General features: G+C 73.6%; 25 protein-coding genes, 4 tRNA genes and 1 other RNA gene. 18 read left to right on the top strand and 12 right to left on the bottom strand.

Annotated elements, in window-relative coordinates; translation table 11 throughout:
- Nucleotides 1-295 precede the first annotated feature (295 nt).
- From ABZ716_RS11015 to ABZ716_RS11040, 6 genes are all read left to right on the top strand, one after another.
- Entirely contained in the window at nucleotides 296-613 is a 318-nt protein-coding gene (locus ABZ716_RS11015) for an Lsr2 family protein (protein WP_351877396.1), read from the top strand.
- Nucleotides 614-710: 97 nt separating this feature from the next.
- Nucleotides 711-782 (top strand) — tRNA-Gly (locus tag ABZ716_RS11020).
- An 80-nt stretch (nucleotides 783-862) separates the two neighbouring features.
- Nucleotides 863-935, top strand: a tRNA-Gly gene (locus ABZ716_RS11025).
- A 244-nt stretch (nucleotides 936-1,179) separates the two neighbouring features.
- Complete coding sequence (locus tag ABZ716_RS11030; protein ID WP_358958180.1) at nucleotides 1,180-2,424, top strand: histidine kinase; 1,245 nt, start codon at nucleotides 1,180-1,182, stop codon at nucleotides 2,422-2,424.
- Nucleotides 2,421-3,032, top strand: coding sequence for a response regulator transcription factor (locus ABZ716_RS11035; RefSeq protein WP_351877400.1), 612 nt, complete (start codon nucleotides 2,421-2,423; stop codon nucleotides 3,030-3,032). The genes ABZ716_RS11030 and ABZ716_RS11035 overlap by 4 nt, the downstream gene beginning before the upstream one ends.
- 23 nt (nucleotides 3,033-3,055) lie before the next feature.
- A tRNA-Gly gene (locus ABZ716_RS11040) sits at nucleotides 3,056-3,128 on the top strand.
- A 44-nt stretch (nucleotides 3,129-3,172) separates the two neighbouring features.
- Here ABZ716_RS11040 and ABZ716_RS11045 read toward each other — a convergent pair.
- The 6 genes from ABZ716_RS11045 to ffs form a co-directional block, all read right to left on the bottom strand.
- Nucleotides 3,173-4,075 carry a phosphoribosylaminoimidazolesuccinocarboxamide synthase gene (locus tag ABZ716_RS11045; RefSeq protein ID WP_358809818.1) on the bottom strand — a complete coding sequence of 301 codons (903 nt, stop codon included), beginning with the start codon at nucleotides 4,073-4,075 and terminating at the stop codon, nucleotides 3,173-3,175.
- 97 nt (nucleotides 4,076-4,172) lie between these two features.
- Nucleotides 4,173-5,648 (bottom strand): N,N-dimethylformamidase beta subunit family domain-containing protein, encoded by a 1,476-nt coding sequence (locus tag ABZ716_RS11050; RefSeq protein ID WP_358958182.1) that lies wholly within the window; start codon nucleotides 5,646-5,648, stop codon nucleotides 4,173-4,175.
- A gap of 196 nt (nucleotides 5,649-5,844) precedes the next feature.
- Nucleotides 5,845-7,563, bottom strand: a complete 1,719-nt coding sequence (locus tag ABZ716_RS11055; protein WP_358958184.1) for a hypothetical protein — start codon at nucleotides 7,561-7,563, stop codon at nucleotides 5,845-5,847.
- Between the two features lie 288 nt (nucleotides 7,564-7,851).
- A complete protein-coding gene (purD, locus tag ABZ716_RS11060; protein ID WP_358809815.1) occupies nucleotides 7,852-9,105 on the bottom strand; it encodes a phosphoribosylamine--glycine ligase in 1,254 nt (417 codons plus the stop codon).
- A 61-nt stretch (nucleotides 9,106-9,166) separates the two neighbouring features.
- The gene (locus ABZ716_RS11065) at nucleotides 9,167-11,404 is read right to left on the bottom strand and encodes a DNA polymerase III subunit gamma and tau (protein ID WP_358958186.1); all 2,238 of its coding nucleotides are present in this window, start codon (nucleotides 11,402-11,404) and stop codon (nucleotides 9,167-9,169) included.
- A 56-nt stretch (nucleotides 11,405-11,460) separates the two neighbouring features.
- Nucleotides 11,461-11,555: signal recognition particle sRNA small type (ffs, locus tag ABZ716_RS11070), an RNA gene on the bottom strand.
- Nucleotides 11,556-11,675: 120 nt separating this feature from the next.
- Between ffs and ABZ716_RS11075 the strand changes: the two genes are divergently transcribed.
- The 3 genes from ABZ716_RS11075 to ABZ716_RS11085 all read left to right on the top strand — a co-directional run bounded on the left by ABZ716_RS11075 (nucleotide 11,676) and on the right by ABZ716_RS11085 (nucleotide 12,730).
- Nucleotides 11,676-11,763, top strand: a tRNA-Ser gene (locus tag ABZ716_RS11075).
- A 332-nt stretch (nucleotides 11,764-12,095) separates the two neighbouring features.
- Complete coding sequence (locus ABZ716_RS11080; protein ID WP_358809813.1) at nucleotides 12,096-12,311, top strand: type II toxin-antitoxin system VapB family antitoxin; 216 nt, start codon at nucleotides 12,096-12,098, stop codon at nucleotides 12,309-12,311.
- On the top strand, nucleotides 12,308-12,730 hold the full coding sequence (locus tag ABZ716_RS11085; RefSeq protein WP_358809812.1) for a PIN domain nuclease: 423 nt from the start codon (nucleotides 12,308-12,310) through the stop codon (nucleotides 12,728-12,730). Before ABZ716_RS11080 ends, ABZ716_RS11085 begins: the two co-directional genes overlap by 4 nt.
- A 220-nt stretch (nucleotides 12,731-12,950) precedes the next feature.
- On the opposite strand, the gene ABZ716_RS11090 is transcribed toward ABZ716_RS11085, so the two are convergent.
- The gene (locus tag ABZ716_RS11090; RefSeq protein ID WP_358958189.1) at nucleotides 12,951-15,548 is read right to left on the bottom strand and encodes an AAA family ATPase; all 2,598 of its coding nucleotides are present in this window, start codon (nucleotides 15,546-15,548) and stop codon (nucleotides 12,951-12,953) included.
- Nucleotides 15,549-15,795: 247 nt separating this feature from the next.
- On the opposite strand from ABZ716_RS11090, the gene ABZ716_RS11095 reads away from it, so the two are divergent.
- From ABZ716_RS11095 to ABZ716_RS11105, 3 genes are all read left to right on the top strand, one after another.
- The gene (locus ABZ716_RS11095; RefSeq protein ID WP_351877418.1) at nucleotides 15,796-16,350 is read left to right on the top strand and encodes an NADPH-dependent FMN reductase; all 555 of its coding nucleotides are present in this window, start codon (nucleotides 15,796-15,798) and stop codon (nucleotides 16,348-16,350) included.
- Between the two features lie 72 nt (nucleotides 16,351-16,422).
- Nucleotides 16,423-16,866: a luciferase family protein gene (locus ABZ716_RS11100; RefSeq protein WP_358809810.1), complete on the top strand. Its 444-nt coding sequence runs from the start codon at nucleotides 16,423-16,425 to the stop codon at nucleotides 16,864-16,866.
- Between the two features lie 235 nt (nucleotides 16,867-17,101).
- Complete coding sequence (locus ABZ716_RS11105; RefSeq protein WP_358809809.1) at nucleotides 17,102-17,407, top strand: hypothetical protein; 306 nt, start codon at nucleotides 17,102-17,104, stop codon at nucleotides 17,405-17,407.
- A gap of 30 nt (nucleotides 17,408-17,437) precedes the next feature.
- On the opposite strand, the gene ABZ716_RS11110 is transcribed toward ABZ716_RS11105, so the two are convergent.
- Complete coding sequence (locus ABZ716_RS11110) at nucleotides 17,438-17,857, bottom strand: TOBE domain-containing protein (RefSeq protein WP_358958191.1); 420 nt, start codon at nucleotides 17,855-17,857, stop codon at nucleotides 17,438-17,440.
- A 133-nt stretch (nucleotides 17,858-17,990) separates the two neighbouring features.
- Complete coding sequence (locus tag ABZ716_RS11115) at nucleotides 17,991-18,314, bottom strand: HGxxPAAW family protein (protein ID WP_358809807.1); 324 nt, start codon at nucleotides 18,312-18,314, stop codon at nucleotides 17,991-17,993.
- A gap of 147 nt (nucleotides 18,315-18,461) precedes the next feature.
- On the opposite strand from ABZ716_RS11115, the gene ABZ716_RS11120 reads away from it, so the two are divergent.
- The 3 genes from ABZ716_RS11120 to ABZ716_RS11130 all read left to right on the top strand — a co-directional run bounded on the left by ABZ716_RS11120 (nucleotide 18,462) and on the right by ABZ716_RS11130 (nucleotide 20,373).
- Nucleotides 18,462-18,884 (top strand): MarR family transcriptional regulator, encoded by a 423-nt coding sequence (locus ABZ716_RS11120; RefSeq protein ID WP_358958432.1) that lies wholly within the window; start codon nucleotides 18,462-18,464, stop codon nucleotides 18,882-18,884.
- Between the two features lie 227 nt (nucleotides 18,885-19,111).
- Nucleotides 19,112-19,780 (top strand): DUF4097 family beta strand repeat-containing protein, encoded by a 669-nt coding sequence (locus ABZ716_RS11125; protein ID WP_358958194.1) that lies wholly within the window; start codon nucleotides 19,112-19,114, stop codon nucleotides 19,778-19,780.
- 65 nt (nucleotides 19,781-19,845) lie between these two features.
- A complete protein-coding gene (locus tag ABZ716_RS11130) occupies nucleotides 19,846-20,373 on the top strand; it encodes a GNAT family N-acetyltransferase (protein WP_358809805.1) in 528 nt (175 codons plus the stop codon).
- An 18-nt stretch (nucleotides 20,374-20,391) separates the two neighbouring features.
- Here the strand turns inward: ABZ716_RS11130 and ABZ716_RS11135 are convergent, their stop codons facing one another.
- The gene (locus tag ABZ716_RS11135) at nucleotides 20,392-21,213 is read right to left on the bottom strand and encodes a VOC family protein (RefSeq protein ID WP_358958196.1); all 822 of its coding nucleotides are present in this window, start codon (nucleotides 21,211-21,213) and stop codon (nucleotides 20,392-20,394) included.
- A gap of 117 nt (nucleotides 21,214-21,330) precedes the next feature.
- Between ABZ716_RS11135 and ABZ716_RS11140 the strand changes: the two genes are divergently transcribed.
- Nucleotides 21,331-21,933: an HhH-GPD-type base excision DNA repair protein gene (locus ABZ716_RS11140; protein ID WP_358809803.1), complete on the top strand. Its 603-nt coding sequence runs from the start codon at nucleotides 21,331-21,333 to the stop codon at nucleotides 21,931-21,933.
- Nucleotides 21,934-21,970: 37 nt separating this feature from the next.
- Here the strand turns inward: ABZ716_RS11140 and opcA are convergent, their stop codons facing one another.
- Nucleotides 21,971-22,906 (bottom strand): glucose-6-phosphate dehydrogenase assembly protein OpcA, encoded by a 936-nt coding sequence (opcA, locus tag ABZ716_RS11145; protein WP_358958199.1) that lies wholly within the window; start codon nucleotides 22,904-22,906, stop codon nucleotides 21,971-21,973.
- A 73-nt stretch (nucleotides 22,907-22,979) separates the two neighbouring features.
- Entirely contained in the window at nucleotides 22,980-24,599 is a 1,620-nt protein-coding gene (locus tag ABZ716_RS11150; protein WP_358958201.1) for a helicase HerA-like domain-containing protein, read from the bottom strand.
- A gap of 88 nt (nucleotides 24,600-24,687) precedes the next feature.
- Here ABZ716_RS11150 and ABZ716_RS11155 point away from each other — a divergent pair, with 88 nt between their 5' ends.
- Together ABZ716_RS11155 and ABZ716_RS11160 are read left to right on the top strand one after the other, a co-directional pair.
- Nucleotides 24,688-24,984 carry a type II toxin-antitoxin system VapB family antitoxin gene (locus tag ABZ716_RS11155; RefSeq protein ID WP_008740979.1) on the top strand — a complete coding sequence of 99 codons (297 nt, stop codon included), beginning with the start codon at nucleotides 24,688-24,690 and terminating at the stop codon, nucleotides 24,982-24,984.
- 140 nt (nucleotides 24,985-25,124) lie between these two features.
- On the top strand, nucleotides 25,125-25,796 hold the full coding sequence (locus tag ABZ716_RS11160) for a LytR C-terminal domain-containing protein (RefSeq protein ID WP_358809801.1): 672 nt from the start codon (nucleotides 25,125-25,127) through the stop codon (nucleotides 25,794-25,796).
- Nucleotides 25,797-25,811 lie beyond the last annotated feature (15 nt).

Below are 25,811 nucleotides of genomic sequence, written 5' to 3' on the forward strand. Positions count from 1 at the left end.
AAATTTCTACGCGGGTAGATATCGGCCGGGAGGGTGCGGGGCGCGGTTTGGGCTTCACCAACGCTTCGCAAAATCCACCGGAAAACCGCTCGCCCGGGATTGCGGTGGGACACGCGGGAGGAATTAACTGGGCTTCGCAATTCAATGGGAATCGCGGTACAAAGGAATCAGCCGAGGCCGTAACATTTGCCGCTCCACGACGAGCCCGGTTTGACGTATTCCACCGAAACCTCCACACAGGCGACATCACCGCACGTCAGCACGCGCGGCGAGGCGCACGAAGGGACCGATATCCGTGGCGCAGCGCGTAGTAGTCACGATCTCCGACGACCTCGACGGCGGAGAAGCGGCGGAAACGGTCACGTTCGCCCTGGACGGTAAGTCCTACGAGATCGACCTCAATGTGGCGAACGCAAAGAAACTGCGGAAGAGCCTGGCGCCCTTCGTGGCCGCCGGCCGCCGGCAGTCCCGCTCGGGCAAGGCGTTCAAGCACACCGCCGTCGCCCCGGACCCGGCGGTCGTCCGGGCCTGGGCCCGCTCCCACGGGCACGACGTGCCCCCGCGCGGCCGCATCCCGAAGGCCGTCTACGCGGCCTACAACGAGGCCCACTGACCCCGGTCGGCCCCGGATTTGCCATGCACCCCCTCCGATCGGCTAATGTGTGGATCACGCCGAGGGGCCAGGCCGAGAGGCCGGGAACCGACGTCGTGCGGGTGTAGTTCAGTAGCAGAACACCCCCCTTCCAGGGGGGAGGCGCAGTGTGCAATCCCTGTCACCCGCTCTGCATCGCTTTACCGTCCACGGTCGTGGATCAGGTAGAGTGAGGCGCACAGCGCGCGGCCCACAAGCCGTAGCGGGTATGCGGACGTAGCTCAGTTGGTAGAGCACCACCTTGCCAAGGTGGATGTCGCGAGTTCGAGTCTCGTCGTCCGCTCAGCGAAAGGCCCCGATCATTCGATCGGGGCCTTTGTCGTGTGGTGCGGTCCACTCCTCGGAGGACTCCGGGTGTCTCCGATGTCTCCGGTGTCTCCGGATGTCTCCGGTGTCTCCGGATGTCTCCGGATGTCTCCGGACGTCCTGGATGACAAATGTCATCGGGGGTCGTGACACCGCGCACTGCCGCCCCGGCGGACCCGCCGGGAGGCTTGGGGTCAGGAAAGAACCGGGGGGACGGGGTCGTGTCGAAGCTGACCGGGTGGTGGAAGAACCGCAGCAGTGCGGGCAAGGTCGAGGTGTACACGCGCTGGTCGTTCCACTTCTTCGTCCTGGTGGAGATCTTCTCCTTCGGGTCGATGGCCTTCACGGTCCGCGAGCCGGGCTCCCCGAAGGCGCCGGCGGTGGCCGTGGCGGCCTTCCTGGTGGTCTGCGCGCACGCCGTGCTCGTCGGATTCCTCTCCTCCAGGGCCCTGGACGGCGTCACCGGGCGCCGCGAACGCCCCGTACGGCTCGCGGTCGTGACCTCGGTCCTCACCGGCGTGGCCGTCCTGTTCCTGCTCTGCCTGCGCCGCTTCGCCGGGCTCGAAGCGGCCGCGGCGCCGGGCATGGTGATCGGGGTGAGCTGCTTCGGCTGCGGATCGCTCGTGCTCACCCTGGAGAAGGTCCGGCACATGCGGTACGTGCCCCTGGGCGCCGCGGCCGGGTCCGCGGCGGCCGTCGCCGCGCTGGGGCTGCCGCTGGACGAGGCCGTCGGGTACTTCGTGGGCGTCCTGACGGTCTGCGCCTTCCTCGCCTTCACCTGCGGATTCTCCGGCTGGCTGCTGCGCACCGTCTACGAGCTCGACCACGCCCGGGAGATCCAGGCCCGGCTGGCCGTCGCCGAGGAGCGGCTGCGGTTCGGCCGGGACCTGCACGACGTGATGGGCCGCAACCTGGCGGTCATCGCCCTCAAGAGCGAGCTGGCGGTGCAGCTGGCCCGGCGCGAACGCCCCGAGGCGGTGGACCAGATGATCGAGGTCCAGCGGATCGCGCGCGCCTCGCAGAAGGAGGTGCGCGACGTGGTGCGCGGCTACCGGGAGGCCGACCTCTCGGTGGAGCTGGAGGGGGCGCGCGGGGTGCTGAGCGCCGCCGGGATGGACTGCCGGGTCGAGCTGGAGGCGGCCGCGCGGGAGCTTCCGTCCGAGGTCCAGTCGGCGCTGGGCTGGGTGGTCCGCGAGGCGACCACGAACGTCCTGCGGCACGGGGACGCCCGCAGCTGCCTGATCCGGCTCACGGACCGGGAGGCCCCGGGCACCCTGACCCTGCTGGTGGAGAACGACGGGGTGCCCGAGGCGCCCGCCGGTCCGCCCGGATCCGGGCTCGCGGGGCTGCGGGAGCGGCTCGCGGCCGTGGACGGGTCCCTGCACGCGGGACCGGCCGGCAGCGGCCGCTTCCGGCTGCGGGCCGAGATACCCCTGCACACGCGACGAACGGAGGTGCGGGCGTGAGCCCCGTACGGGTCCTGCTGGCCGACGACGAACACCTGATCCGGGGCGCACTGGCCGCCCTGCTGGGCCTGGAGGACGACCTGGCGGTCGTCGCCGAGGCGGCCTCCGGGCCGGAGGCCCTGGCCATGGCACGGGCACACCGCCCGGACGTGGCGGTGCTGGACCTCCAGATGCCCGGGGCCGACGGTGTGAACGTGGCCACATCCCTGCGCTCCGAGCTGCCCGACTGCAAGGTCATGATCGTGACCAGCCACGGCCGGCCCGGCCACCTGAAGCGGGCCCTCGCGGCCGGCGTGCGGGCCTTCGCGCCCAAGACGGTCTCGGCGCAGCGGCTGGCCGAACTGATCCGGACCGTGCACGCCGGAGGCCGTTACGTGGACCCGGAGTTGGCGGCCGACGCGATCAGCGCGGGCGACTCGCCGCTGACCGCCCGCGAGGCCGAGGTGCTGGAACTCGCGGCGGACGGGGCCCCCGTCGCGGAGATCGCGGAGCGGGCCTCCCTGTCACCGGGGACGGTGCGCAACTACCTGTCCTCGGCCGCGACCAAGCTGGGCGCGGAGAACCGGCACACGGCCGTGCGTCTCGCACGCGAGCGGGGTTGGGTATAGTAGGTCCCGCGCTACGGCGCAGTGCGGACATAGCTCAGTTGGTAGAGCACCACCTTGCCAAGGTGGATGTCGCGCGTTCGAGTCGCGTTGTCCGCTCAGTGAGCGAAGGCCCCGATCATCCGATCGGGGCCTTCGTCGTTTCAGCTCCAGGTCTGGCCGGTGAGGCGCTCGTACGCCTCCACGTACTTGGCGCGGGTCCGCGCCACGACCTCCTGCGGCAGGACCGGCGGCGGGAGCTCGCCCTTGGAGTCCCAGCCGGAGGCCGGGGAGGCCAGCCAGTCGCGGACGTACTGCTTGTCGAACGAGGGCTGCGAGCGGCCCGGCTGCCACTGGTCGGCGGGCCAGAACCGGGAGGAGTCCGGGGTGAGGACCTCGTCGGCGGCGACGAGCGTGCCGTCCTGGTCGAAGCCGAACTCGAACTTGGTGTCCGCGAGGATGATGCCGCGCTCGCGTGCGATGTCGCGGGCGCGCCCGTACACGGCGAGCGTGGTCTGGCGCAGCAGCGCCGCCGTCTCGGCGCCGGTGGTGCGGGCGACCTCCTCGTAGGAGACGTTCTCGTCGTGGTCGCCGACCTCGGCCTTGGCGGCCGGGGTGAAGATGGGCGCGGGCAGCTCCGAGCCGTCCACCAGCCCCTCGGGCAGGGCCAGGCCGCAGACGGTGCGCGTCTGGACGTACTCCTTGAGGCCGGAGCCGGTGAGGTAGCCGCGGGCCACGCACTCGACGGGGATCATGTCGAGGCTCTTGCAGACCAGCGTGCGGCCGGCCCAGTCGGCGGGGGCGCCGGCGGGCAGGTCGGTGCTGATGACGTGGTTCGGGACCAGGTCCACCAGCTGCTCGAACCACCAGAGGGAGAGCTGGGTGAGGATGCGGCCCTTGTCCGGGATCTCGGAGGGCAGCACCCAGTCGGCGGCGGAGATGCGGTCGCTGGCGACCATGACGAGGTTGCCGTCCTCGCCGCGGTAGAGGTCGCGGACCTTGCCGGTGTGGAGGTGGACGAGGCCGGGCACCTGCACCGGCTCGGGCTTTTCGACGAATCCGGGCACGGGGTCTCCCTGTGGTTCTGTACGAGCGCGGGACCATTCTCCCGTACGGGGGGCCGTGCCCGGGGCAGGGGGTGCGCCGGGCGGGGACGCGGCGGGGTCAGTCCCGCTTGCAGATCCGGTCGAGGAGGTTGGCGGTCGCCCGCTGGATCCGCTCGTCCACGTGCCCGGGGCGGTCCAGGGCGGGGGACCAGGCGAAGGTGCCGGAGGCGAACACCAGGGCCCCGCTGGGCGCCCGGTACAGGGAGGTCTCCTGGTGACGCTTGGCGCCCTCGCCGTCGAGGTACGGGGAGTGCGCGAGGAGGATCCGGTCCTGGTGCTCGGGGAGCTGGGTGCGCGGGAAGTACCGGTCGGCCTCGCCCGCCACGAGTCCGTCGAGCTCGTCGTTCTCGGTCGCGCCGGTGGAGTCCCAGAGCCAGTGCGTGGCGTTGCGGACGACCAGGGGCGCGGGTTCGGGGACCCGGCCGGCGTACTGGATGCCGAGGAGCTGCTGTTCCGGGCGGTCGACCTCGCGCCACAGGCTGGGGCGGCCGGGCCCGCGGCGTTTTCGGCAGGTCAGGAGCCGGTCGGGGACTCCGGAGGGGGAGGGGGCGAGCTCGACCTGCCAGTACATGGTGTTGGCGGAGAGGAAGACGAGGGAGGTGCCGTGGTCGCGGGCGCGTTCGGCGGTGCGGCGCATCGGCAGCGACCAGTACTCGTCGTGGCCGGGGAAGACCAGGCCCCGGTAGCGGGTGGGGTCGACGCGGCCGGCGTGCAGGTCGCGGGTGTCGGCGTAGGCGAGGTCGTAGCCGTAGCGCTCGGCCCAGCGGATGAAGTCGTAGGCGTGCCCGACGTGCAGGGGCAGACCGGCGCCCGCGTAGGGGCGGTCGAAGGAGACGGTGAGGGCGGCGCCCTGCTCGCCGAGCAGCCGGCCCTCCTCGTCCCAGGCGTGGTAGAGGCTGGCGCCGGTGCGGCCGTCCTCGGGGTAGAGGTTGTACGCCTGCCAGGTGATGTCGGGGAGCAGCAGGAGGAGGTCCGCGGGGTGGTCGTCGCGGACGGTGAAGGGGATGTGGGAGCGGTAGCCGTCGGCGGTGGTGAGGACGGCGACGTACGCGCCGACGCTCCAGTAGGAGGGGATCTGGAGCCGCCAGGACTGCCACCAGTGGTGGCAGGAGACGGTGCGGTCGGCGGTGAGCGGGGGCGGCTGGACGATGCCGGACAGGCGGGGGCTGGTGGTGATCTTCGAGGCGCCGTCGCCGCCGTAGTGGCCGATGCGGTAGACGTCGACCTGGAACTGCTGGGGCGGGTCGACGGTGATGTGGAAGTCGATGGCCTCGCCGGGGGCGACGGCTCCGGTGGAGGAGAAGCCCTTGATCTGGCGGTGTACGTCGTCGGCGGTACGGGGGCCGCCACCGCGGGCCGCGGTGGCCTGGGCGGGGGTGAGGGCGGGGTCCACGTACCAGGGGACGACCTGGCCGGTGTCGCCGAAGTACACCTCACTGCCCCGGAACCAGGGCAGCGGGCCCTGGCCGAAGGGGTCGTTCACGGCGTGCGCGAGCGCACCCGATTCCCACCGCCGGATCTGGTCAGCACCCATTCCGCTTCCCCTCCCTCGCGCCCCCGAACGCGTTCTCGACACGGCGGCGCGAGGCGGGTTTCGGACAACCCGCGACGCGACCGGTCCCAGCACATCACATAACGCGCTCACCCCGTCACCGTTCGTCGCGAATTGACGTGAACGGAACCAGGTTCGGTGGACGGGGTGCGTCCTCGTTCCGGCCCGTGCCGCGGGCTCAGACGAGCCTGACCGGCTTCTCGGGGCGGACGCCCAGCTCCGCGAGCCAGTCGCGCAGGGGCTCCGGGTCGCCGTCCTCGACGAGGGAGAGCACCCGGGGGGCGAGGTCCGCCCGGCGTTCTCCGCCGACCAGCAGCACCGGGCCGTCCAGCCAGTCCAGGCCGGGGCCGGCGCCGGCCGAGTCCACGGCCGCGCAGCAGACCAGGGCGGTGACATGGTCGGCCAGCAGGTCCCGGCTGCTGCGCGGGGGCTGGAGCGGGAACACGGGCAGGGTGTCGGCGCCCCTGGACCGGCCGCCGTGGCCGGCCGTGCGGGCCCCGGCGGTACGTTCCTCCCGCGCGAGGTCCCCGCTGAGCCGCCCGGCCAGGGCCTCCCCGGCCGCGCCTGCTCCGGAGGGGTCGGTCAGGTAGTCGAGCACCCGCTCCAGCGTCGGCCGGTGGGCGGCCTGCCCCGCCGGGGCGGACGCGGGCCGGACGGTCACCGGTGCGGAGCCCTGGGGGGCGGTGGGAAGCGCCGGGGGGGCCGAGAGGGCGTCCAGGGCGGTGTGGAGGCGGGCTGCCTCCGTGCGCCATTTGCGGTCCACGACCTCCTGCGGGTACGCCGCCCAGTCCACCGGTGCCCAGTCCGGGCCCGCCTCGGCCGGGCCTCCGTGGAAGAGCCGGGCCGCCAGCAGCGAGGCGGCCTCGTCGATCAGCCCGGGCTGCTCCAGCAGATCGCAGGCGGGACGCTCGCCGAGCCGCGAGGTGAAGCCGTCCGCCAGCCGGTCGCGCCGGGACAGCTCGGTCAGTGCGGAGACGACCCCCGCGTCGAGGTGCGCCGGCCAGCGGCCCATCCGCCAGGCGGGCAGCGCCACCCGGGTCAGCAACCGGTCCCAGCCCGCGTACGCCAGGCCCACCTGCTCCTGGGCGACGGTACGCATCCCCTGGTCCACACCCTGCGCCCGCTCGGAGGCGGCGGCGGCCACCCCGCGCTCCATCTCGGCGGCGTCCGCCCCGCACAGCCGCAGCAGCAGCCGGGCGGGCCGGGCGACGAGCCAGCCCAGGCCGGGCCGGCCGCCCACGTCCGCCGCGGCGTCGAGTCCCCGTACGAAGCCGCGGGCGTCGGCTATGTCCGGGTGCGCGGAGGGGCCCGTACCGGCGACGACGGGCGCGAGGAGGGCCCGTAGCTCCGCCACCCGCATCCACCACAGGAACGGCGAGCCGATCACCAGCACCGGCGCCGCACCGGCCTGCGACTCCGGCGCGGCGGATCCCGCCGGCCCGGATATACCGGCGGGCATCCGCGCACGGCCCCGGCGGTGCGCCCGGTGGCTGCGGTCCTCCAGCCAGCTGTCGCAGTCCGGGGTCAGGGCTATCGCGGAGGGCGCGGGCACGCCCATGCGGTCGGCGAGGTCCCGTACGAGCCGGTACAGGTCGGGCGCGGCGGCCTCGGGCAGCGGCACGGTGGGCGTCACGGCGGGGCTCGCCCGCAGCACCACGGTGCCGAAGATCCCGCCCGCCAGCAGCACGAGGGCGGCCACCGCACCCACCGCGAGGGTCACGGCGGGCCAGGGGTCGCCGGCCAGCCGGCCCGTCATCCGGGCGGTGACCAGCACCACCGCGAGGGCGGCGGGCAGCAGTACGGCGGCCAGTGCCCTGCTGCGGACCCGCAGCACGGCGAGGGCCCGGGAGCGCGCGGACGGCGCGCCCACTTCTGCGATCGAACCGGTTCCGGACACGGCCGGACCTCACCCCCTCTGCCCTGCGGCGGCTTTGCTCACTCCCCCACTGTGACACCCGCCACTGACATCGCAATGCCGGTGGGCCATGTGCCGGAATGCTTGCGCCGCACCCTAGTTGGGGTGCGCGCGGCCGTCAGGCGGACAAGGGGACCATCACCCGATGGAATGGCTTTGGGCAAAGGTGGGTGCGCCGCAGCGCCTCCAGAGGCAGGCGCACGCGGGCGCACGCGAGGGCCCGGTGCGCGCCGTCGCGCCCCGGGCCCCCCGTACGCACCGCCCCGCTGGTCAGCGGCCGGCGGCCGCCTCAGCGGCGATGTCCGTACGGTGCTGGGAGCCGTCGAGCCGGATCCGGGCGACCGCCTTATACGCCCTCGCGCGCGCCTGCGCCAGATCCTCGCCGGTCGCCGTCACCGACAGCACGCGGCCGCCCGCGCTGACGACGGAGTCGCCCTCGTGCCGGGTCCCGGCGTGCAGGACGTACGCCTCCGGGCCGTCCTCGGCGGCCACCTCGGCGAGGCCCTCGATCGGGTCGCCGGTGCGCGGGGTTCCGGGGTAGTTGTGCGAGGCGATGACCACGGTGACGGCGGCCTCGTCGCTCCAGCTCAGCGGCGGCAGGGAGTCCAGGGTGCCGTTGGCGGCGCCCAGCAGCACGCCCGCGAGGGGGGTGCGCAGCCGGGCGAGGACCACCTGGGTCTCGGGGTCGCCGAAGCGGGCGTTGAACTCGATCACCCGGGTGCCGCGGCTGGTGAGGGCGAGACCGGCGTAGAGCAGGCCGGAGAACGGGGTGCCACGGCGGCGCAGCTCGTCGACGGTCGGCTGGAGAACGGTCTCCAGGACCTCGTCGACCAGCTTCGGGTCGGCCCACGGGAGCGGGGAGTACGCGCCCATGCCGCCGGTGTTCGGGCCCTCGTCGCCGTCGAGCGCGCGCTTGAAGTCCTGCGCGGGCTGGAGCGGCAGCACGGTGACGCCGTCGGTGATGGCGAAGAGGGAGACCTCGGGGCCGTCGAGGTACTCCTCGATGACCACGCGCTCGCAGCCGGCGGCGTGCGCACGGGCGGCGTCGAGGTCACCGGTGACCACGACGCCCTTGCCGGCGGCGAGGCCGTCGTCCTTGACCACGTACGGGGGGCCGAAGGCGTCGAGGGCGGCGTCCACCTCCTCGGCCGTGGTGCAGACGTAGCTGCGGGCGGTCGGGACGCCGGCGGCGGCCATCACGTCCTTGGCGAACGCCTTGGAGCCCTCCAGCCGGGCCGCCTCGCCGGAGGGGCCGAAGACGGGGATGCCGGCCGCGCGGACGGCGTCGCCGACCCCGGCGACCAGCGGCGCCTCCGGGCCGACGACGACCAGGTCGGCGCCGAGCTCACCGGCGAGCGCGGCCACCGCGGCGCCGTCGAGGGCGTCGACCGGGCGCAGCTCCGCCACCTCGGCGATGCCGGCGTTGCCGGGGGCGCAGTAGAGCGCGGAGACGTCGGGGTCGAGGGACAGAGAGCGGCACAGGGCGTGTTCGCGGGCGCCGCCGCCGATGACGAGGACCTTCACGCCGCCCAGGGTAGCCCGGACGGTGTGGCCGGTTTCGTGCGGCCACCCCAATACCGGGGGCCTACTCGTTCGTGTATTCCTCCACAACGGTCGCTCCGAGCTCGCGCACGATCAGTTCGTGTCCGGTCAGGGCGCTGTCCACCAGGTCGGGATCGTCCGCCTCCGCCACGTCGTCCTCGGGGGCGACCGGCGGCGGCGCCTGCTGGACGGGCGGCTGCGGGGCGGGCGCGGCCTGCGGGGGCGGCGGCTGCGGAGACGACTGCTGCTGCGGGGCGCCGGCCTGCGGGGGCGGCGGCGGGCTGTACGCGGGCGCCGGGGGCGGGCTGTACGCGGGCGGGGCCGACGGGGCTCCGTACGAGGGGGCCGAGGGGGCGGGGGCTCCGCCGCCGCCGACGACGGCGTCGATCTTCCAGTGGACCTGGAACTGCTCGGCGAGCACCGCCTTGAGGACGTCCTCGCTGCCGCTGCTCGCGAAGTTGTCGCGGGCTCCGGGGTTGGGGAACCCGAGCTGGAGGGTGGTCCCGTCGAAGCCGGTGACCTGGGCGTTCTGGCTGAGCAGGATCCAGGTGAAGCGGCGGCGGTTCTTGACGGCCTCCAGTACGGCGGGCCACATGGCCGCCACCTGGCCGACGCCGGCCGCCATCTCGGCGGAGGGCGGCGGGGCGGAGCCGGCCGCAGGGGCCGGGGCGGGGGCCCGCACGGGAGCCGGAGCCCCGCTGCCGGGCGCGGCAGCACTGGGCCAGGCCCCGGCGGAGGGAGCGACAGCGGGGGCGGCGGGCGCGGGCGCACCGCTGCCGGGCTGAGCGGCGCCGGGCCACGCGCCGGGGCCCTGCGCGGGAGCGGGCTGCGCGGGCGCCGGGGTCGGGGCGGGCGCCGCGGCGGCCGGACCGCTGCCCGGCTGTGCGGCGCCGGGCCACGCACCGGCCGCCGCCGGGGCGGGAGCGGCCGGAGCGGGGGGCTGCGCGGCCGGAGCCGGGGCGGCGGCCGGAACGGGACCCGGAGCGGGCTCCTCCACGGCCCCCCGTACGGCGGCGCGCGCGGCGGCGACCCCGCCCCCCGGACCGGCCGGGGCCATGCCGTGGGCGTCGGGCCCTGGCACGTACCCCAGGGCGGCTGGCGCGGCGAAGGCGGCGGCGGGCGGCCCGCTGCGCTCCAGCCGGTCGAGCCGGGCCTGGACGGACCGCTCGTCGTCGAAGGCGGCCGGGAGCAGCACCCGGGCGCAGATCAGCTCCAGCTGGAGCCGCGGCGAGGTGGCCCCGCGCATCTCCGTCAGCCCCGCGTTGACCAGGTCGGCGGCGCGGCTCAGCTCGGCGGCGCCGAACACCGACGCCTGCGCCTGCATCCGCTCCACCACATCGGCGGGGGCGTCGATGAGCCCCTTCTCCCCGGCGTCGGGCACGGCGGCCAGGATGACCAGGTCGCGCAGCCGCTCCAGCAGGTCGGCGACGAACCGGCGCGGGTCGTTCCCGCCCTCGACCACCCGGTCGACGACCTCGAACGCCGCGGCCCCGTCCCCGGCGGCGAAGGCGTCCACGACGGAGTCGAGCAGCGACCCCTCCGTATATCCGAGCAGCGAGGTGGCCATGGCATACGTCACACCCTCCTCACCGGCGCCGGCGAGGAGCTGGTCCATGACGGACATCGAGTCACGCACCGACCCGGCGCCGGCCCGCACCACGAGCGGCAGCACACCGTCCTCGACCGTGGCCCCCTCGCGGCCGCAGACCTCGCCGAGGTAGTCCCGCAGCGTCCCCGGCGGCACCAGCCGGAACGGGTAGTGGTGGGTCCGGGACCGGATCGTCCCGATGACCTTCTCGGGCTCGGTGGTCGCGAAGATGAACTTGAGATGCTCCGGCGGCTCCTCGACCACCTTCAGCAGGGCGTTGAAGCCCGCCGAGGTGACCATGTGCGCCTCGTCGATGATGTAGATCTTGTAGCGGCTGGACGCGGGTCCGAAGAACGCCTTTTCCCGCAGGTCACGGGCGTCGTCGACACCACCGTGCGAGGCGGCGTCGATCTCGATCACATCGATGGACCCCGGGCCGTTCCGCGCCAGGTCACGGCAGGACTGGCACACGCCGCAGGGGTCGGGAGTGGGACCCTGCTCACAGTTGAGGCAGCGGGCGAGGATGCGCGCGCTGGTCGTCTTGCCACACCCCCGCGGACCGCTGAACAGGTACGCGTGGTTGACCCGGTTGTTCCGCAGGGCCTGCATCAGCGGGACAGTGACATGCTCCTGCCCGATGACCTCGGCGAACGACTCGGGGCGATAGCGGCGGTACAGCGCAAGGGACGACACGTCTACGAGGTTATCCGGGCCCACCGACAACGGCCGCCCGCTACGGCCCCGGAACGCAAAGGGCCCCCCACGCACCCGCCAGAGCCCACTTACCCTTGCTGCCTTCCGGCCCTGGGGGAGTTGGGTGAGATAGCGCCACGTGAGGGGCTGGGCCCCACCCTAGCGGATGAACCCCCTCGAAATCGACCCGCCCCGACCGCCACACCCCGCCCCGGTCCTTGATCCGGATCGTGTTCGCGAGCACCCCTCAACGTCTTGTATTGTTTGCCCCGGAGGATTCGCCTAGTGGCCTAGGGCGCACGCTTGGAAAGCGTGTTGGGGGCAACCCCTCACGAGTTCGAATCTCGTATCCTCCGCCAGTGCCTCACCGGGCACGATGTCGAAAGGCCCCCCTGTTCGCAGGGGGGCCTTTCGCGTGCCCCGTCTCAGTTTCCGTCTCAGTTCGCGTTCGGGGCCTCCTCGACGGGGAAACCGGCTGACCGCCTCACGCCGCCCCGGCCACCGCTCGGCGAGCGCCCGCCGCTCCACTCGTCCGTACCGTCCGGACTCCAGCACGGGGCTGCCCACTCTCCCTCGGCCCGTCAGCCCGCCCGCGGGCCACCCTTATATCGCCGACTGAGAGGCGTTCCATGGCATCAGTGATCCATGGAAGGTATACTTGTCTCCACATTTGATATACGGGAGGTGCACAGTGAGTCGGACCGTGATCGATCTCGATGACGAGCTGGTGGCAGATGTAGCCAAGGCCCTGGGGACCAGCACCAAGAAAGAGACGGTCAACACGGCCCTGCGCGAGGTACTGGAGAACAGGCGGCGCGCGCTGGCTCTGACCCGTCTGCGCGCTGCCGCCACCGACGGCGCGTTCGACCTGGCACTCTTCGAGGACAAGCGGAACTACCGACGGTGAACGCCGCCCTCTACCTGATCGACACCAGCGCCCTCGCCCGGTTCATGCGGGGCGACGCGGAGCTGTACGGCTGGGATCAGGCGGCAGCCGCCGGCCTGATCGCCACGTGCCCCATCACGGAGCTGGAGTTCTTCTACAGCGCCCGATCGGCCGCCGACCGGGCACGCGGCATCGAGGACGTCCGCCAGATCTTCAGCTGGGTCCCGGTCGACGACCGCGCCTACGACCGGGCCTGGCAGGTGCAGGAAGCCCTCACCAAACAAGGCAAGCACCGCAGCGCCGGTGCAGTGGATCTCGTCGTCGCCGCGACCGCCGAGTTGCAGGGGCTCACTCTTCTGCACTGCGACCACGACTTCGAGTGCATCGCCGCAGTAACCGGCCAGCCCCTCCAGTGGTACGGACCCGAGGGGCGTAAGTAGCCGAGCGGTGGCTGGTTCGGCCCTGCGGCGTTTGCCCCGTTTCCACGATGCGACGTACCAGTCCTGGCTACGCGCCAGATGCTCCCGAGAACGCCTTGAACATGGCGTCGACATCTCTCCTGGACCCACGCCGACATCCTCGTGAGCTGGGTCAGAAACTCGGCGGGCTGTTCTGCCAGTGTCTGCGACGGCACGCTCCGCTGGAAGAAGAACGAGGCCGTCAGTCCAGGTTGAGGCGGGCCAGTTCCGTGCGGGAGTGGATGCCGAGTTTGGGGTAGGCCCGGTAGAGGTGGTGTTCGACCGTGCGGGGGCTCAGGAAGAGGAGGGCGGCCACCTCACGGCTGCTGCGGCCCTCGGCTGCCAGGCGGACCACCTGCAGCTCCTGGGGGGTCAGGCGGTCGGCGAGGGCCCGGGCGGTGGGGACGGCCGGGGCGGCGGAGTCTCCGGCCGCGCGCAGTTCGGCGCGGGTGCGGTCGGCCCAGGGGGTGGCGCGCAGGCGTTCGAAGACCTCCAGGGCGCCGTGCAGGCGGGCCCGGGCCTCCGTCTGGCGGCGGGCGCGGCGCAGCCACTCCCCGTACGCGAGCAGGGTACGGGCGGACTCGAAGGGGCGGCCGCCCTCGGCGTGGAGGAGCTCGGCCCCGGTGAAGGCGTCCTCGCGGCCGGTCAGCTGCGCCTCGCAGCGCAGTGCGACGGCCCGAGCCCAGGGCTGGCCGCTCGCCTCCGCCCAGGAGGCGAGGCGCTCGTAGGGGAGGCGGGCCCGTTCGGGGGCGCCGAGCCGTACCGCCGCCTCGACCAGGTCGCCGGTGGCGGCCACCAGGGCCGTCATGTAGTGGCCGGGGCGGGTCCAGGCCGACTCCAGGCGGGCCAGTGCCTCCTCGTAGCGGCCCAGGCCCAGGTCGAGGAGGCCGAGCAGGCAGGCCACCGCTATCCCGCCGTCGACGGTGCCTGCGGCCACCGCCCGGCAGCGCTCCGCGTCCCCCTCGATCGCGGCGATCCGGGCGAGGGCCACGTCCAGCCGGCCGATGCGCTGCGGCATGCCGCAGTCCTCGGCGACGGCCCGGGCCTCGGCCACCGATGCCTCCGCGTCGCGGTGCCGGCCCTGGACCACCTGGAGCCGGGCCAGCATCTGGAGCGCCTCGGGGAGTCCGCCCACCAGGCCGGCCCGGCGTCTGCGGGCCACTTCGGCGGTGACGAGTTCCTCCGCCCGCCGGTCGTCGCCGAGCAGGGCCGCCGCGTAGACCGGCCGCATGCCGGGCCCGCCCTCGGCGACGGCCCCGGCGAGGGCGGCGAGGCCGGCCCGGTGGTCGCCGTCCACCAGGCGGGACATGCCCTCCACGATGCGGTCCCCGGGGAGCAGCCCGGCGCAGGCGCGCACCGAGTCGGCGTCCCCGGAGAACCAGGCGTACGTGGCCGCGGTGCGCAGCATCGACGCCGAGGGCCCCGGTTCGGCTTCGGGGGCTCCGGCGACCAGCAGGCGGGCCGCGGCGGCCTGGTCGCCGCGTTCGAACTCCACGGCGGCGCGGACCTCGGCGAGGGCCGCGCGTTCCGGCCCGGTGGTGGTGAGGGGGTCCGCCTGTCCGGCCAGGGCGGCGGCCAGGCTGAGGTCCCCTGCCGCCACCGCCGCGGCGGCCGCGCGGCGCAGCATGCGTCCCCGGTCGGCGAGGGTGGTGGAGAGGGCGGCGGCCCGCTGGTAGAGGTCGCAGGCGATGGCCGGGGCGGCCCGGTCGCGGGCGCGGTCCGCCGCCCGGGCGACCTCCGCGGCCACCGCAGCGTCGGGGCCGAGGGCGGCGAGGGCCAGGTGGTGGGCGCGTACGTCGGCGTCGGCGGCACGTCCGGCCAGCTCGCGGTGGACGCGGGTCCGCTGGACGGAGGCGGCGCCCTGATAGGCGGCGGCGCGGACCAGGGGGTGGCGGAAGGCGGCCCGGGCGCCGTCGACGTGGAGCAGGCCCGCCCGTTCCGCCGCCTCCAGCGCCTGCGGGCCGTCGCCGCCGAGCGCGTCGACGGCGGCCAGTACGGAGGCCAGGTCGCGGCTGCTGTCGGCGGCCGCGGTGAGAAGCAGCAGCCTTACGTCGGCGGGCAGTCCGGCGATGGTGTCGCGGAAGGAGGCCAGGACGCGGTCGGTGACCCGCTGTCCGCCGCAGGGCCCCGATCCCCGGTCGTTGCGGCCGAACTCCAGCAGGGCCAGGGGGTTTCCGTCCGCAGCGTCCAGGACCTGGGTGCGGCGCGGGGCCGACAGCCGGTAGGCGTCGAGGAGTTGCGCGGCGGACCGCCGGTCCAGGCGTGGCAGGACGAGCTCGGTCAGGCCGCGGGCGTCGAAGCCGTCGTCGCGCGCGGCGAAGACGAGCGCGACAGGCTCGGCGGCGAGCCGGCGGGCCGCGAACAGCAGGGCGTCCGCGCTGTTCTGGTCCAGCCACTGGGCGTCGTCCACGAGGCAGACCACCGGGCCGGATTCGGCGAGGCGGGCGAGCAGGGTGAGCAGCGCGAGCCCGGTGGTGTACCGGTCGGCGGGCGCGGCGTTCCCGCCCAGGACGGTCCGCAACGCCTCCGCCTGCGGGGCGGGAAGTTGCGCCACCAGCTCCTGCAACGGCCAGAGCAGTTGCAGCAGTCCGGCTCCGACGAGGTCCCGTTCGGCCTCGCATCCGTTGACCCGGAGTACGGCGTGCGCGGGGGTGTTCGCCGTCTCCGCGAGGTGTTCGAGGAGCGCGGACTTGCCGATGCCCGCCTCGCCGCGCAGGACGAGCGCACCGCCGCGCCCCTCCCGCGCCGCCGCCAGCAGCGCGTCGAGCGCCGCTTCCTCGGGCTGTCGTCCGTAGAGCATGTGCCGCTTCCCCCTCGCTGCCCGCGCCGCCCCCCGGCGGAACTACGTAGCCGCTGCCAGAAACCTTACTGATCCGGCCCGTAGGGGCCCGCGTCTACGGTCGGACCAGATCGCGGAACCGCCCGTGACCACGTCCTCTAGCGCCGCTCGACGGGGAGTCCGGCGCCTGCGCCTACCGTCGGGACGGGATCGCGGTGTCCGCCGCGTCCCTCGCCCTCAGGCGTCTTTTCCAACAAGGAGTCCGACCATGACCGTTCGCGTCCTCGCCCTCGTCGGCAGCCTCCGGGCCGGCTCGCACAACCGACAGCTGGCCGAGGCGGCCGTCAAGCACGCCCCCGGGCACGTGACCGTCGAGATCCACGAGGGCCTCGCCCAGATCCCGTTCTACAACGAGGACATCGACGTCGAGGGTTCCGTGCCCTCCGCCGCGGTGGCCCTGCGCGAGGCGGTGGCCGCCGCGGACGCGCTGCTGCTCGTCTCCCCCGAGTACAACGGCACCATCCCCGCCGTCCTGAAGAACGCGATCGACTGGCTGTCGCGCCCGTACGGCACCGGTGCGATCACCGGCAAGCCGGTCGCGGTCATCGGTACCGCCTTCGGCAGCTACGGCGGCGTGTGGGCGCAGGACGAGGCCCGCAAGTCGGCCGGTGTCGCCGGCGCCGCGGTGCTGGAGGAGGTCCGCCTCTCCGTCGCCGGTTCCGTCACCCGCTTCGCCACCACGCACCCCGCTGACGACACCGAGATCGCCACCGCGGTCCTGGAGGTCCTGGAGCAGCTCGCCGCCGCCAAGACGGCCGCCTGACACACCCCGCGGGCGCAGCTCCGTCGGCACTTCACGCAGGAGCCGGGTCACCGGCCGGAAAGGAACACCGCCATGCTCACCCTGACTCCCCGCGAGGGCGCGGCCCCGAAGGTCTTCGGCCCGGCCCCGCACGGCCAGGGCTCCCAGATCTCCCCGATCATGCTGCAGGAGGAGCTGTGGGGGCGGATGCGGGCGCTGCCGTACGTGTACATGGCACCGACCCTCGTCTCGGTGCCGCACGCCCGGGCGCTCTTCCTGCCCGAGGGCGTCGGCACGGGTCCGGCCGAGGCGTTCCAGCGCGGCAGGGAGTGGGCGCACATCCACCCCCACCACGACGGCTCGCTGCACCTGACGCTGCCGAAGGACGCCGAGGAGCACGTGATCGAGGCGGGCTGGGGCGTGCACCACCCGGTCCAGGACGTGACGCTCATCTACGGTCCCCGCAGCTACGCGGAGCTGGAGACGGTGTGGAAGATCGTCCACTTCTCGTACCGGTACGCCGTCGGCATGAAGTGACCTTCGCCTGACGGGCGCCAGCCGACCGTACGGCGATGAGAGGGCCGGACCGCATCAGCGGTCCGGCCCTCCGGCGTTCCGGCCGGCCCGTCGGCTCGTGTCCGGGCATCGGCCTCTGGTCGGCGTCCGAACACGCGCCCCTCCCGGACCACCCGACACACCGTCACTCTGCGCCACCGCTCGCTACCATCGGCGACGACAGCGGGACGGTACGGGCCGAGAGGTGGACGCAGCGATGAGGCGAACGGGACGACGTGCGGGGAAGGCCCTGGGGGCGTGCGCGGCGGCCGCGCTGCTGGCGCTGGCCACCCCGGCGGGTGGCGCGCAGGCGGCGGAGGGGGTGCTGTCCATCGACGGGACGGAGCACGAGGACCCGTCGGGCTGCTTCCCGCTGGGCGACTTCGCCCCGCCGAAGATCGCCAACCTCACGGACGGGACGGCGTGGGTCTGGTCGGGCCCGAGCTGCGACGGCCAGGTGACCCAGCAGATCGATCCCGGCGCGAGCGCCATCGGGCGCGGCCGGAGCCTTTACATCGAGTGAGGTCCCCGGCCACGGCCCCGGGCGGCGGCCTTACGCGGCCTGGAGGGAGACCTCGGTCGCCTTGATCAGCGCGACGACGGAGGAGCCGGCGGCCAGGCCGAGGGCCTCGACGGCGTCGGCGGTGATGGCGGCGGTGAGCCCGCCGCCGTTCACGTCCACCTTCACGGAGGCCATGGCCGGACCGGCGGCGACGTCCACGACGGTGCCGGCGATCTGGTTACGGATGGACAGCCCCTCGACGGGCCCGGTGGCCAGCGCCACCTCGGTGGCCTTGACCAGGGCCTTCACGGAGGAACCGGTGGCCAGTCCCAGCTCCTTGACGGCGTCGGCGGTGATGGCGGCGGTGATGTCCTGACCGCCTTCGAGACGGACCTTGACCGCCGCCATGGCCTCACCGGCGGCGATGGCGGTGACGGTTCCGGCGAGCTGGTTGCGGATGCTCAGGCTCATGCTGGTTTCGACCTCTTACGTAGTCACGTCGCACGGCCCGGGAAGAGCCGCGCCAGGCCGACCGTAGGGCCGATGTGATCACCGCGCCGACAGCCCCTCGCAGCCACGAACCGGAACCACCCGCGCGCCTCGCCTATGCGGCGTCGGAGGCCGCGACGGCGGGCCGCCGTCCCGCCATACGGCAGCCGAGGCACCCGGCGTGGCCCTCGCGCGCGGCGTGGTCGCGGACCCCCATGGGCCAGTGCGCCTCGGGACGCGGGCCGGGCCCCTTGCCCCAGCCCGCCAGGTGCAGCACCCAAGTGAGCACGGCGGCTCCCGCCATGACGGCGGCCCCGAGCACCACGCCCGGCGCCCAGCCGCATATCCCCAGGCCGACCCCGGCGGCCCCCACCGCGGCGACGGCCGTGCCCGCCCATCCGGCGACCGTGTGGCCCTCGTCGTATCCGTGCGCGCTCATACGTCACCCCTGTCGACCTATGATGTCTTAGTCAGTAAGCAAGTTATCTTAGGCGCTAAGGGATTTTCAATGGACACCCCTCGCCCCGACGCTCCCGTCCCCGACGCCTCCGCCCCCGACGCCTCCGTCCCCGCGGCGATCAGCGCCATGGACGACCTGATCGCGACGAGCATGGTGGCCCAGCAGGAGTTCGCCCGGAATCTGGGCCTGAGCCCGACGGACCTCATCTGCTTCGCGTACGTCCTCCAGGCCGGGGACAGCCCCGTCACCGCCGGCGACCTCGCCGCCCGCGCGCACGTCACCACCGGCGCGGTGACCGGCATCGTCAACCGGCTGGAGCGCGGCGGGTACGTGACCCGGCAGCCCGACCCCGCCGACGGGCGCCGCGTCCGCGTGGTCGCCGTACCGGAGGCGGCGCAGCGCGTGCGCGCGGTGTACGAGCCGTATTACGCGCTCCTCGCGCAGCTCTTCGCGACGTACAGCCCGGAGGAAGTGGCCGTGCTGAACGACTGGTTCACCCGCGCGGGCGCCCTGGCCGCCACCTATCTCGAAGAGTCCTGCGAACCCTGAGCCGCCCGACCCCGACCCCGGCCCCGGCGTCGCGTTCACGTTCATTTCATTGCAACGAACAGTGAGTTTACGTTGCATTAGAGCGCAGGCTCACTGCAACGATTTCCGCCCCTCCACCTGCACTTATCTTGTTACGCACCTGAGCGCAGTTGCCACCCCCATGAACGCAACATAGCGTTTCCTCTATCGGAAAGCCGACGAACGCACGCCGAGCGCAGGAGACCACGATGCAGAAGTTCGCCACCCCCGCCCCCGTCTCGGCCGTCCTCGACATCCCGGCCGGGCGCATCCAGCTCATCGCGGCCGACCGTGCCGACGCCACCGTCGACGTCCGCCCGGCCAACCCCGCCAGAGGCCGCGACGTGAAAGCGGCCGAGCAGATCACGGTCGACTTCCAGGACGGCGTCCTGCGCATCACGGCCGCCCCGGCGAAGAACCGGCTGCTCGGCCACTCCGGCGCCGTCGAGGTGACCGTCCAGTTGCCCGCCGGCTCCCGCGTGGAGGCGAAGGCGGCCGCCGCCGACCTGCGGGGCGTGGGGCGGCTGGGCGACGTCGTCTTCGACGGCGCGCACGGCCAGGTCAAGCTGGACGAGACGGCCTCCGCCCGGCTGAGCGTCCAGGCGGGCGACGTCACCCTCGGCCGCGTCGGCGGCCCGGCCGAGATCAGCACCCAGAAGGGCGACATCACCATCGCGGAGGCCGTCCGGGGCGCGCTCACCCTCAGCACCCAGCACGGCGACATCTCGGTCGGCGCCGCCCGCGGGGTCTCCGCCTCCCTGGACGCCGGGACCTCCTACGGCCGCATCCACAACGCCCTCACCCACGACGGCGCGGCCACCCCGCTGACCATCCACGCGACCACCGCCTACGGCGACATCACCGCCCGGAGCATCTGACCGCGCCGGCCGCCCGCCTCCGAAATCGGATGCGGCCCCCCGCCCCCGGCCTGTTTCCTCATCCCATGCCCACGACGACGAGCCCGGTACGCCTCCACCCCTGGACGGACGCCGACCTCTGGGTGCTCCGCCTGCGCAACACCGCCGCGATGACGGCCCACCTGGGCGGCCCCGATTCCGAGGCCGCCCTCCTGGAACGGCACCGCCGCTGGACGGCCATGAGCGCGAACGCCCCCCACGAAGGGCGGGTGTTCCGCGTGGCATCCCCGGCCGGGGACACCGTCGGCACGGTGTCCTTCGTGCCCAGGGAGCATCAGGGCGAGCCCGTCTTCGAACTGGGCTGGGGCGTCCTGCCCGAGCACCAGGGCCGGGGCTGGGCGACGGCTTCCGTCCGCGCCCTCCTCGCCCACCTGGCCGCCCTCCCCCCGGCGCACCGGCGGGCGGCGGCCCACGCCTTCCCCCGGGTGGCCAACACGGCCTCGAACGCCGTCTGCCGCGCGGCGGGCTTCACCCTCGTGGCCGAGACCGTCCACGAGTACCCCCCGGGCCGGCACCACCGGAGCAACGACTGGCGGTTCCCCCTCCCCCGGTGACCGGCCCGGCGCTCGGTCTCACTCGAACTTCGGCATCTCCCCCGTCCGCTTCGTCATGTCGATCACCGCGAACACCGCGCCCTGCGGGTCGCCCACCGCGGCGAAGCGGCCGAAGGGGCTGTCCATCGGGCCGAAGTACACCTGGCCGCCTCGCGCCCTGGTCTTCTCCACCGCCTCGTCGCAGTCCGGCACGCCGAAGTAGACCTGGACGTAGGACGGAACCTGCGGCGGGAACTCCTCGCCCATCTTCATCCGCCCCAGCACCGGGTGGTCCGCGCCGCCCACGCTGAAGATCTTGAAGTCCATCCCGGCCGCCCCCGGGTCGTCGCAGTCGCCGCCCGCCTGCATCTGCTGGGAGCCGTACGGGAAGACCCGCTCCAGGAACGGGTCGGCCCGCTCCGGGTCGCGGGTGCAGAGCTCGGCCCAGGCGTACGCACCCGCCTCGCCGAGCTTCTCGAAGCCCTTGTGCTCGCCCGGCTGCCAGACGCCGAAGACCGCGCCGCTCGGCTCCTGGGCGATCGCCATCGTGCCGAAGGTGCCGACCCGCATCGGCCCCATCATCAGCTTGCCGCCCGCCGCCTCGATCTTCTCCGCGGTGGCGGAGGCGTCGTCCGAGGCGAAGTACAGGCACCACTGGGAGGGCGCGTCGCCGCCGGGCATCGGCGGAACGATCGCCGCGACCGCCTTCCCGTCGGAGTACGCCTGCGTGTAGTTGCCGTGCTCGCTGCTGGCCTCACCGAAGGTCCAGCCCAGCACATCGGCGTAGAACTCCTTGGCGCCCTCCACATCGGTGAACATCGCGTCCACCCAACAGGGGGTGCCTTCCGGGAACTCGGCCATGGTCGATCGACTCCTGTGTCGTCCGTCTGCGGCTACGTCCTTCCCCACGCTAGGGCGGGGGTCTGACAACCGCGCGCCGAACGGGCACCGGGGCCGGTCCCGGGGGAGGCTGGGGGCATGGACGACATCACCATCCGGCTGGCGCAGCAGCCCGAGGCCGACGCCCTCCTCGCGCGCAGCCCGCTGGCCGCGCTCACCGGGATGCTGCTGGACCAGCAGGTGCCGATGGAGTGGGCGTTCTCCGGGCCCTGGACGATCGCGCAGCGCCTCGGCGCCGACGACCTGGACGCGTACGCCATCGCCGCCCACGACCCGGACGCCTTCGCCGCGCTGCTCTCGCGGAAGCCGGCGGTGCACCGCTACCCGGGGTCGATGGCGAAGCGGATCCAGCAGCTGTGCGCGTACCTGGTGGAGCACTACGACGGGAGGGCTGAGGCGGTCTGGGCGGACGCGGCGACCGGCGCGGAGCTGCTGGAACGGCTCAAGGCGCTGCCGGGGTTCGGGGAGCAGAAGGCGCAGATCTTCCTGGCCCTGCTGGGCAAGCGGTACGGGGTCCGGCCGAAGGGCTGGCGGGAGGCGGCCGGGGGTTACGGGCAGGCGAACGTCCACCGCTCGGCGGCGGACATCACCGGCCCGGAGTCACTGGCGAAGGTGCGCGAGTACAAGCAGGCCGCGAAGGCCGCCGCCAAGGCCGCGAAAGCCACGGGCGGCGGCGCGTAGCTCCCCCTCCCCAAGCCGTGCGCCCGTACGGCACCCCCTACGCCGGGAGCCCCTCCCGCACCGGCCGCCGGCTGCGCAGCGCCGAGGCGTAGACCTCGTCGGCGTCCAGGCGCCGCAGCTCCTCAGCGATCAGCTCCGCCGTGCTGCGGATCTTCAGGGCCACCTTCCGGTCCGGCCAGCCCGGCAGGACCAGGGTGGCCAGCGAGCCGGTGGGGCGGTCCACCACGACCTCCCCGGCGGTGGTCTCCAGGCGTACCCGGGTGATGACCGGCCCGTCGGTGGGCACCCGGGACACCGGCACGCCCAGCCGGTCCTCAAGCCAGCGCGCCAGCAGCTCGGCGCTGGCGTTGTCCGGCTCGCTCTCCACGGCGGCGGCGGTCACCGGGAGCGGCTTCTGGTCGAAGGCGCAGGCCAGCAGCGAGCGCCACGGGGTGAGCCGGGTCCAGGCCAGGTCGGTGTCGCCGGGGGCGTACGAGGCCGCGCGCTCGCCCAGGACGCCCACCGGGTCCACCGCCGCCTGCGCGTCGGTGATCCGGCGCTGCGCCAGCGCGCCCAGGTCGTCGCGGGCGGGGTCGGCGGGGGCCTCGGCCGGCCACCAGGCGACCACCGGCGCGTCCGGCACCAGCAGGGGCAGCACGATCGAGCCCGCCTGGGTGGTGAGTTCCCCGTGCAGGCGCAGGATGACGATCTCCCCGGACCCGGCGTCCGAGCCCACGCGCAGCTCGGCGTCGAGCCGGGTGCGCCGGCGCCGCTCGGGGCCGCGGTGACTCCGCTTGATCACCGCGATGATCCGGCACGGGTGCTCACGCGATGCCTCGGAGGCCGCGCGTACGGCGTCGTAGGCGTTCTCCTCGTCGGTGACGACGACGAGGGTCAGCACGAGGCCCATGGTGGGGCTGCCCACGGCCCGCCGGGCCGCCAGCAGGGCGCGGTCTATCTTGCTGGACGTGGTGTCGGTGAGTTCGGTCCGCATGGATACGAGTCTGTCAGCGGCTGCCGTGGCGCGGGCACCCGGTGCGCTCGATTTCCCCTGGAGGACCTCGCCTTCAGCGGCGGCGGCGGGCCGTGCCGAAGAGGGAACGGGAGATCTCGCGCCCCAGCTGCGTGCCGACCGAGCGGGCCAGCGAGCGGAACAGCCCGCTCCCGACGACCTGTTGGGCCAGTGAAGGATCCGGCTTCGGGGCGCTGCGGGTGGTCGGCCGCTCGGCCTTCGCGCGCTTGCCGGCCTCCGCCGCCGCGGCGGCCGCCTCCGCCTCGGCCTCCGCCGCCGCCTGTTCGGCGGTGATCTTCTCGTAGGCCGACTCGCGGTCCACGGGCTCTGCGTAACGGGCGTACAGCGGTGAGCCCTTGACGGCCGCGTCGAGGGCGGCCGCGTCGACCGGGCCCATCAGCGACTGCGGCGCGCGCAGCCGGGTGGCGGCGACGGGGGTGGGGGCGCCGTTCTCGCTGAGCACCGTGACGACGGCCTCGCCGGTGCCGAGCCCGGTCAGCAACTCCTCCAGGTCGTACGGGGAGTGGGGGAAGGTCCGGACGGTGGCCTTGAGGGCCTTGGCGTCGTCGGGGGTGAAGGCGCGCAGGGCGTGCTGGACGCGGTTGCCGAGCTGGGCCAGCACGTCGGCGGGGACGTCCTTCGGCGTCTGGGTGACGAAGAAGACCCCGACGCCCTTGGAGCGGATCAGCCGGACCGTCTGGGTGATGGATTCCAGGAACGCCTTCGAGGCGCCGCTGAAGAGGAGGTGGGCCTCGTCGAAGAAGAAGACCAGTTTGGGCCGGTCCAGATCCCCGACCTCGGGGAGGCCGGCGTAGAGGTCGGCGAGCAGCCACATCAGAAATGTAGAGAAAAGCTGCGGTTTGTCCTGTACGGCCGGAAGTTCCAGTACGGAAACCAGCCCGCGGCCGTCCGGAGCCGTTCGCAGGAATTCGCTGGTGTCGAATTCCGGTTCGCCGAAGAATTCCGTCGCGCCCTGCTGCTCGAATGCGGTGAGCGCCCGCAGAATCACCCCGGCCGTGGCGGTGGAGAGACCGCCGATCGTCTTCAGCTCGGGCTTGCCCTGGTCGGAGACGAGGAAGGCGACGACCGCCCGCAGGTCCTTGAGGTCGATCAGCTCCAGGCCCTTGGAGTCGGCGTAGTGGAAGATCAGGCCGAGCGACTGCTCCTGCGTCTGGTTCAGCTGGAGCACCTTCGACAGCAGGACCGGCCCGAACGCGGTCACGCTCGCCCGGACCGGGATCCCGGGGCCGATCCCGCCGAGCGCGTAGAACTCGGCGGGGCAGCCGGCCGCCTCCCACTGCTGGCCCACCTCCGCCGCCCGCTGCGCGGTCCTGCCGCCCGGCGCGCCGGGGGCGGAGATCCCGGAGACGTCCCCCTTGATGTCGGCGAGGAAGACGGGCACGCCGTTCGCGCAGAGCTGCTCGGCGATGAGCTGGAGGGTCTTGGTCTTGCCGGTGCCGGTGGCGCCCGCGACGAGCCCGTGGCGGTTGAGCATCGACAGCGGGACGCGGACCTGCCGGTCCGGCAGGCAGACGCCGTCCCAGAGCAGGGCCCCCAGCTCCAGCGCGGGCCCCGTGAAGGCGTATCCGGCGGCGATGCCGGCGGCCGGACCGCCCGGGTCCGTTTCTTCCCCGGCGGCGGCGGCCGGCTCACGCGGGTCGGTGCTCTGGCTCATGCGTCACTCCCGGAATAGCCCTGTGCGCCACTTTTGCACCAGCGGAGCGAGGCTGCGCCCGGAGGCACCGGCCCGGTAGGCTTTCCGTGTGATCTTCAAGCGCATCGGTAGCGGACGGCCGTACCCCGACCACGGCAGGGAAACCACCCGGCAGTGGGCGGACGTCGCCCCGCGCCCGGTCCGGCTGGACCAGCTCGTGACGACCAAGGGCCAGCTGGATCTGGAGACGCTGCTCGCCGAGGACTCCACCTTCTACGGCGACCTCTTCGCGCACGTCGTGAAGTGGCAGGGCGACCTGTACCTGGAGGACGGGCTGCACCGCGCCGTGCGCGCGGCCCTCCAGCAGCGACAGGTACTGCACGCGCGCGTCCTCGAAATGGACTGACCGCCCGCGTAGCGCACCGCCCCCTGCCCGGACCTGCCGAACAGCGGACCGGCGGCGCTGTTGCGCCTTTCGGGTCTGCCTTACCCGATCAACAGATCATTTAGTAGGCATCGTTCCGGTACGGCACTACGCTGCGCCCCATGAGCATGCTCACTCCCCCCGGCATGGGCGGAAAGTACCGCGTCACAGGGACCGCCTACCCGCGCATGAGCCGGCCCCGCCGGCGCCGGAAGCTCGTGCTCGCCCTGCTCGGATCGGTCCTCGCGCTGGCCCTGCTCGGCTACGGGGCGCTGCAGCTCATCGACGTGTTCCGGGGCGGCGGCGGCGACAAGCGGACCGCCGCCGCGAAGGACTGCCCGACCGGGTCCCCCGCCCCCGCCACCCCCGCCAACGCCGCGAACCCCGGGCCGGCCGTCTCCGGAGCCCCCGCGGTGGTCCTGCCGCAGCCCGCCCAGATCACCGTCAACGTCTTCAACGCCACCCCCCGCGCGGGCCTCGCCAAGGCCGTCGGCGACGAGCTGAGGAAACGCGGCTTCACCGTCGGCCACGTCGGCAACGCCCCCGCCGACTTCGACAAGAAGGTCCCCGGCCCCGGGATACTGCTCGGCTCCCCGCGCACCGACAAGGCGGCGTACTCCGTCCTGGCCACCCAGCTCCCCGGGGTCACCCAGCAGACCGACACCCGCGAGGGCGCGGACATCGACCTGATCCTGGGCGACGCCTTCAAGGAGCTGAACACGAAGGAGGACGCGGACAAGGCGCTGGCCCTCCTGGCCAACCCCGCGCCCGCGCCCTCCCCGAAGAAGTGCTGAACGGCGGAGCCCGCC

The organism is Streptomyces sp. NPDC006687 (assembly GCF_040636215.1).
In the GTDB taxonomy this organism is placed as follows: Bacteria; Actinomycetota; Actinomycetes; order Streptomycetales; family Streptomycetaceae; genus Streptomyces.

Bases quoted from the DNA above. Each gene is read 5' to 3' on its own strand.
- ABZ716_RS11125 (WP_358958194.1), top strand. From the start codon at position 19,112: ATGCAGAAGTTCGCCACCCCCGCCCCCGTCTCGGCCGTCCTCGACATC.
- ABZ716_RS11150 (WP_358958201.1), bottom strand. From the start codon at position 24,599: ATGAGCCAGAGCACCGACCCGCGTGAGCCGGCCGCCGCCGCCGGGGAA.
- ABZ716_RS11105 (WP_358809809.1), top strand. From the start codon at position 17,102: ATGAGGCGAACGGGACGACGTGCGGGGAAGGCCCTGGGGGCGTGCGCG.
- ABZ716_RS11160 (WP_358809801.1), top strand. From the start codon at position 25,125: ATGAGCATGCTCACTCCCCCCGGCATGGGCGGAAAGTACCGCGTCACA.
- ABZ716_RS11115 (WP_358809807.1), bottom strand. From the start codon at position 18,314: ATGAGCGCGCACGGATACGACGAGGGCCACACGGTCGCCGGATGGGCG.
- ABZ716_RS11050 (WP_358958182.1), bottom strand. From the start codon at position 5,648: ATGGGTGCTGACCAGATCCGGCGGTGGGAATCGGGTGCGCTCGCGCAC.
- ABZ716_RS11135 (WP_358958196.1), bottom strand. From the start codon at position 21,213: ATGGCCGAGTTCCCGGAAGGCACCCCCTGTTGGGTGGACGCGATGTTC.
- ABZ716_RS11095 (WP_351877418.1), top strand. From the start codon at position 15,796: ATGACCGTTCGCGTCCTCGCCCTCGTCGGCAGCCTCCGGGCCGGCTCG.
- ABZ716_RS11140 (WP_358809803.1), top strand. From the start codon at position 21,331: ATGGACGACATCACCATCCGGCTGGCGCAGCAGCCCGAGGCCGACGCC.
- ABZ716_RS11120 (WP_358958432.1), top strand. From the start codon at position 18,462: ATGGACGACCTGATCGCGACGAGCATGGTGGCCCAGCAGGAGTTCGCC.
- ABZ716_RS11110 (WP_358958191.1), bottom strand. From the start codon at position 17,857: ATGAGCCTGAGCATCCGCAACCAGCTCGCCGGAACCGTCACCGCCATC.
- opcA (WP_358958199.1), bottom strand. From the start codon at position 22,906: ATGCGGACCGAACTCACCGACACCACGTCCAGCAAGATAGACCGCGCC.
- ABZ716_RS11100 (WP_358809810.1), top strand. From the start codon at position 16,423: ATGCTCACCCTGACTCCCCGCGAGGGCGCGGCCCCGAAGGTCTTCGGC.
- ABZ716_RS11130 (WP_358809805.1), top strand. From the start codon at position 19,846: ATGCCCACGACGACGAGCCCGGTACGCCTCCACCCCTGGACGGACGCC.
- ABZ716_RS11090 (WP_358958189.1), bottom strand. From the start codon at position 15,548: ATGCTCTACGGACGACAGCCCGAGGAAGCGGCGCTCGACGCGCTGCTG.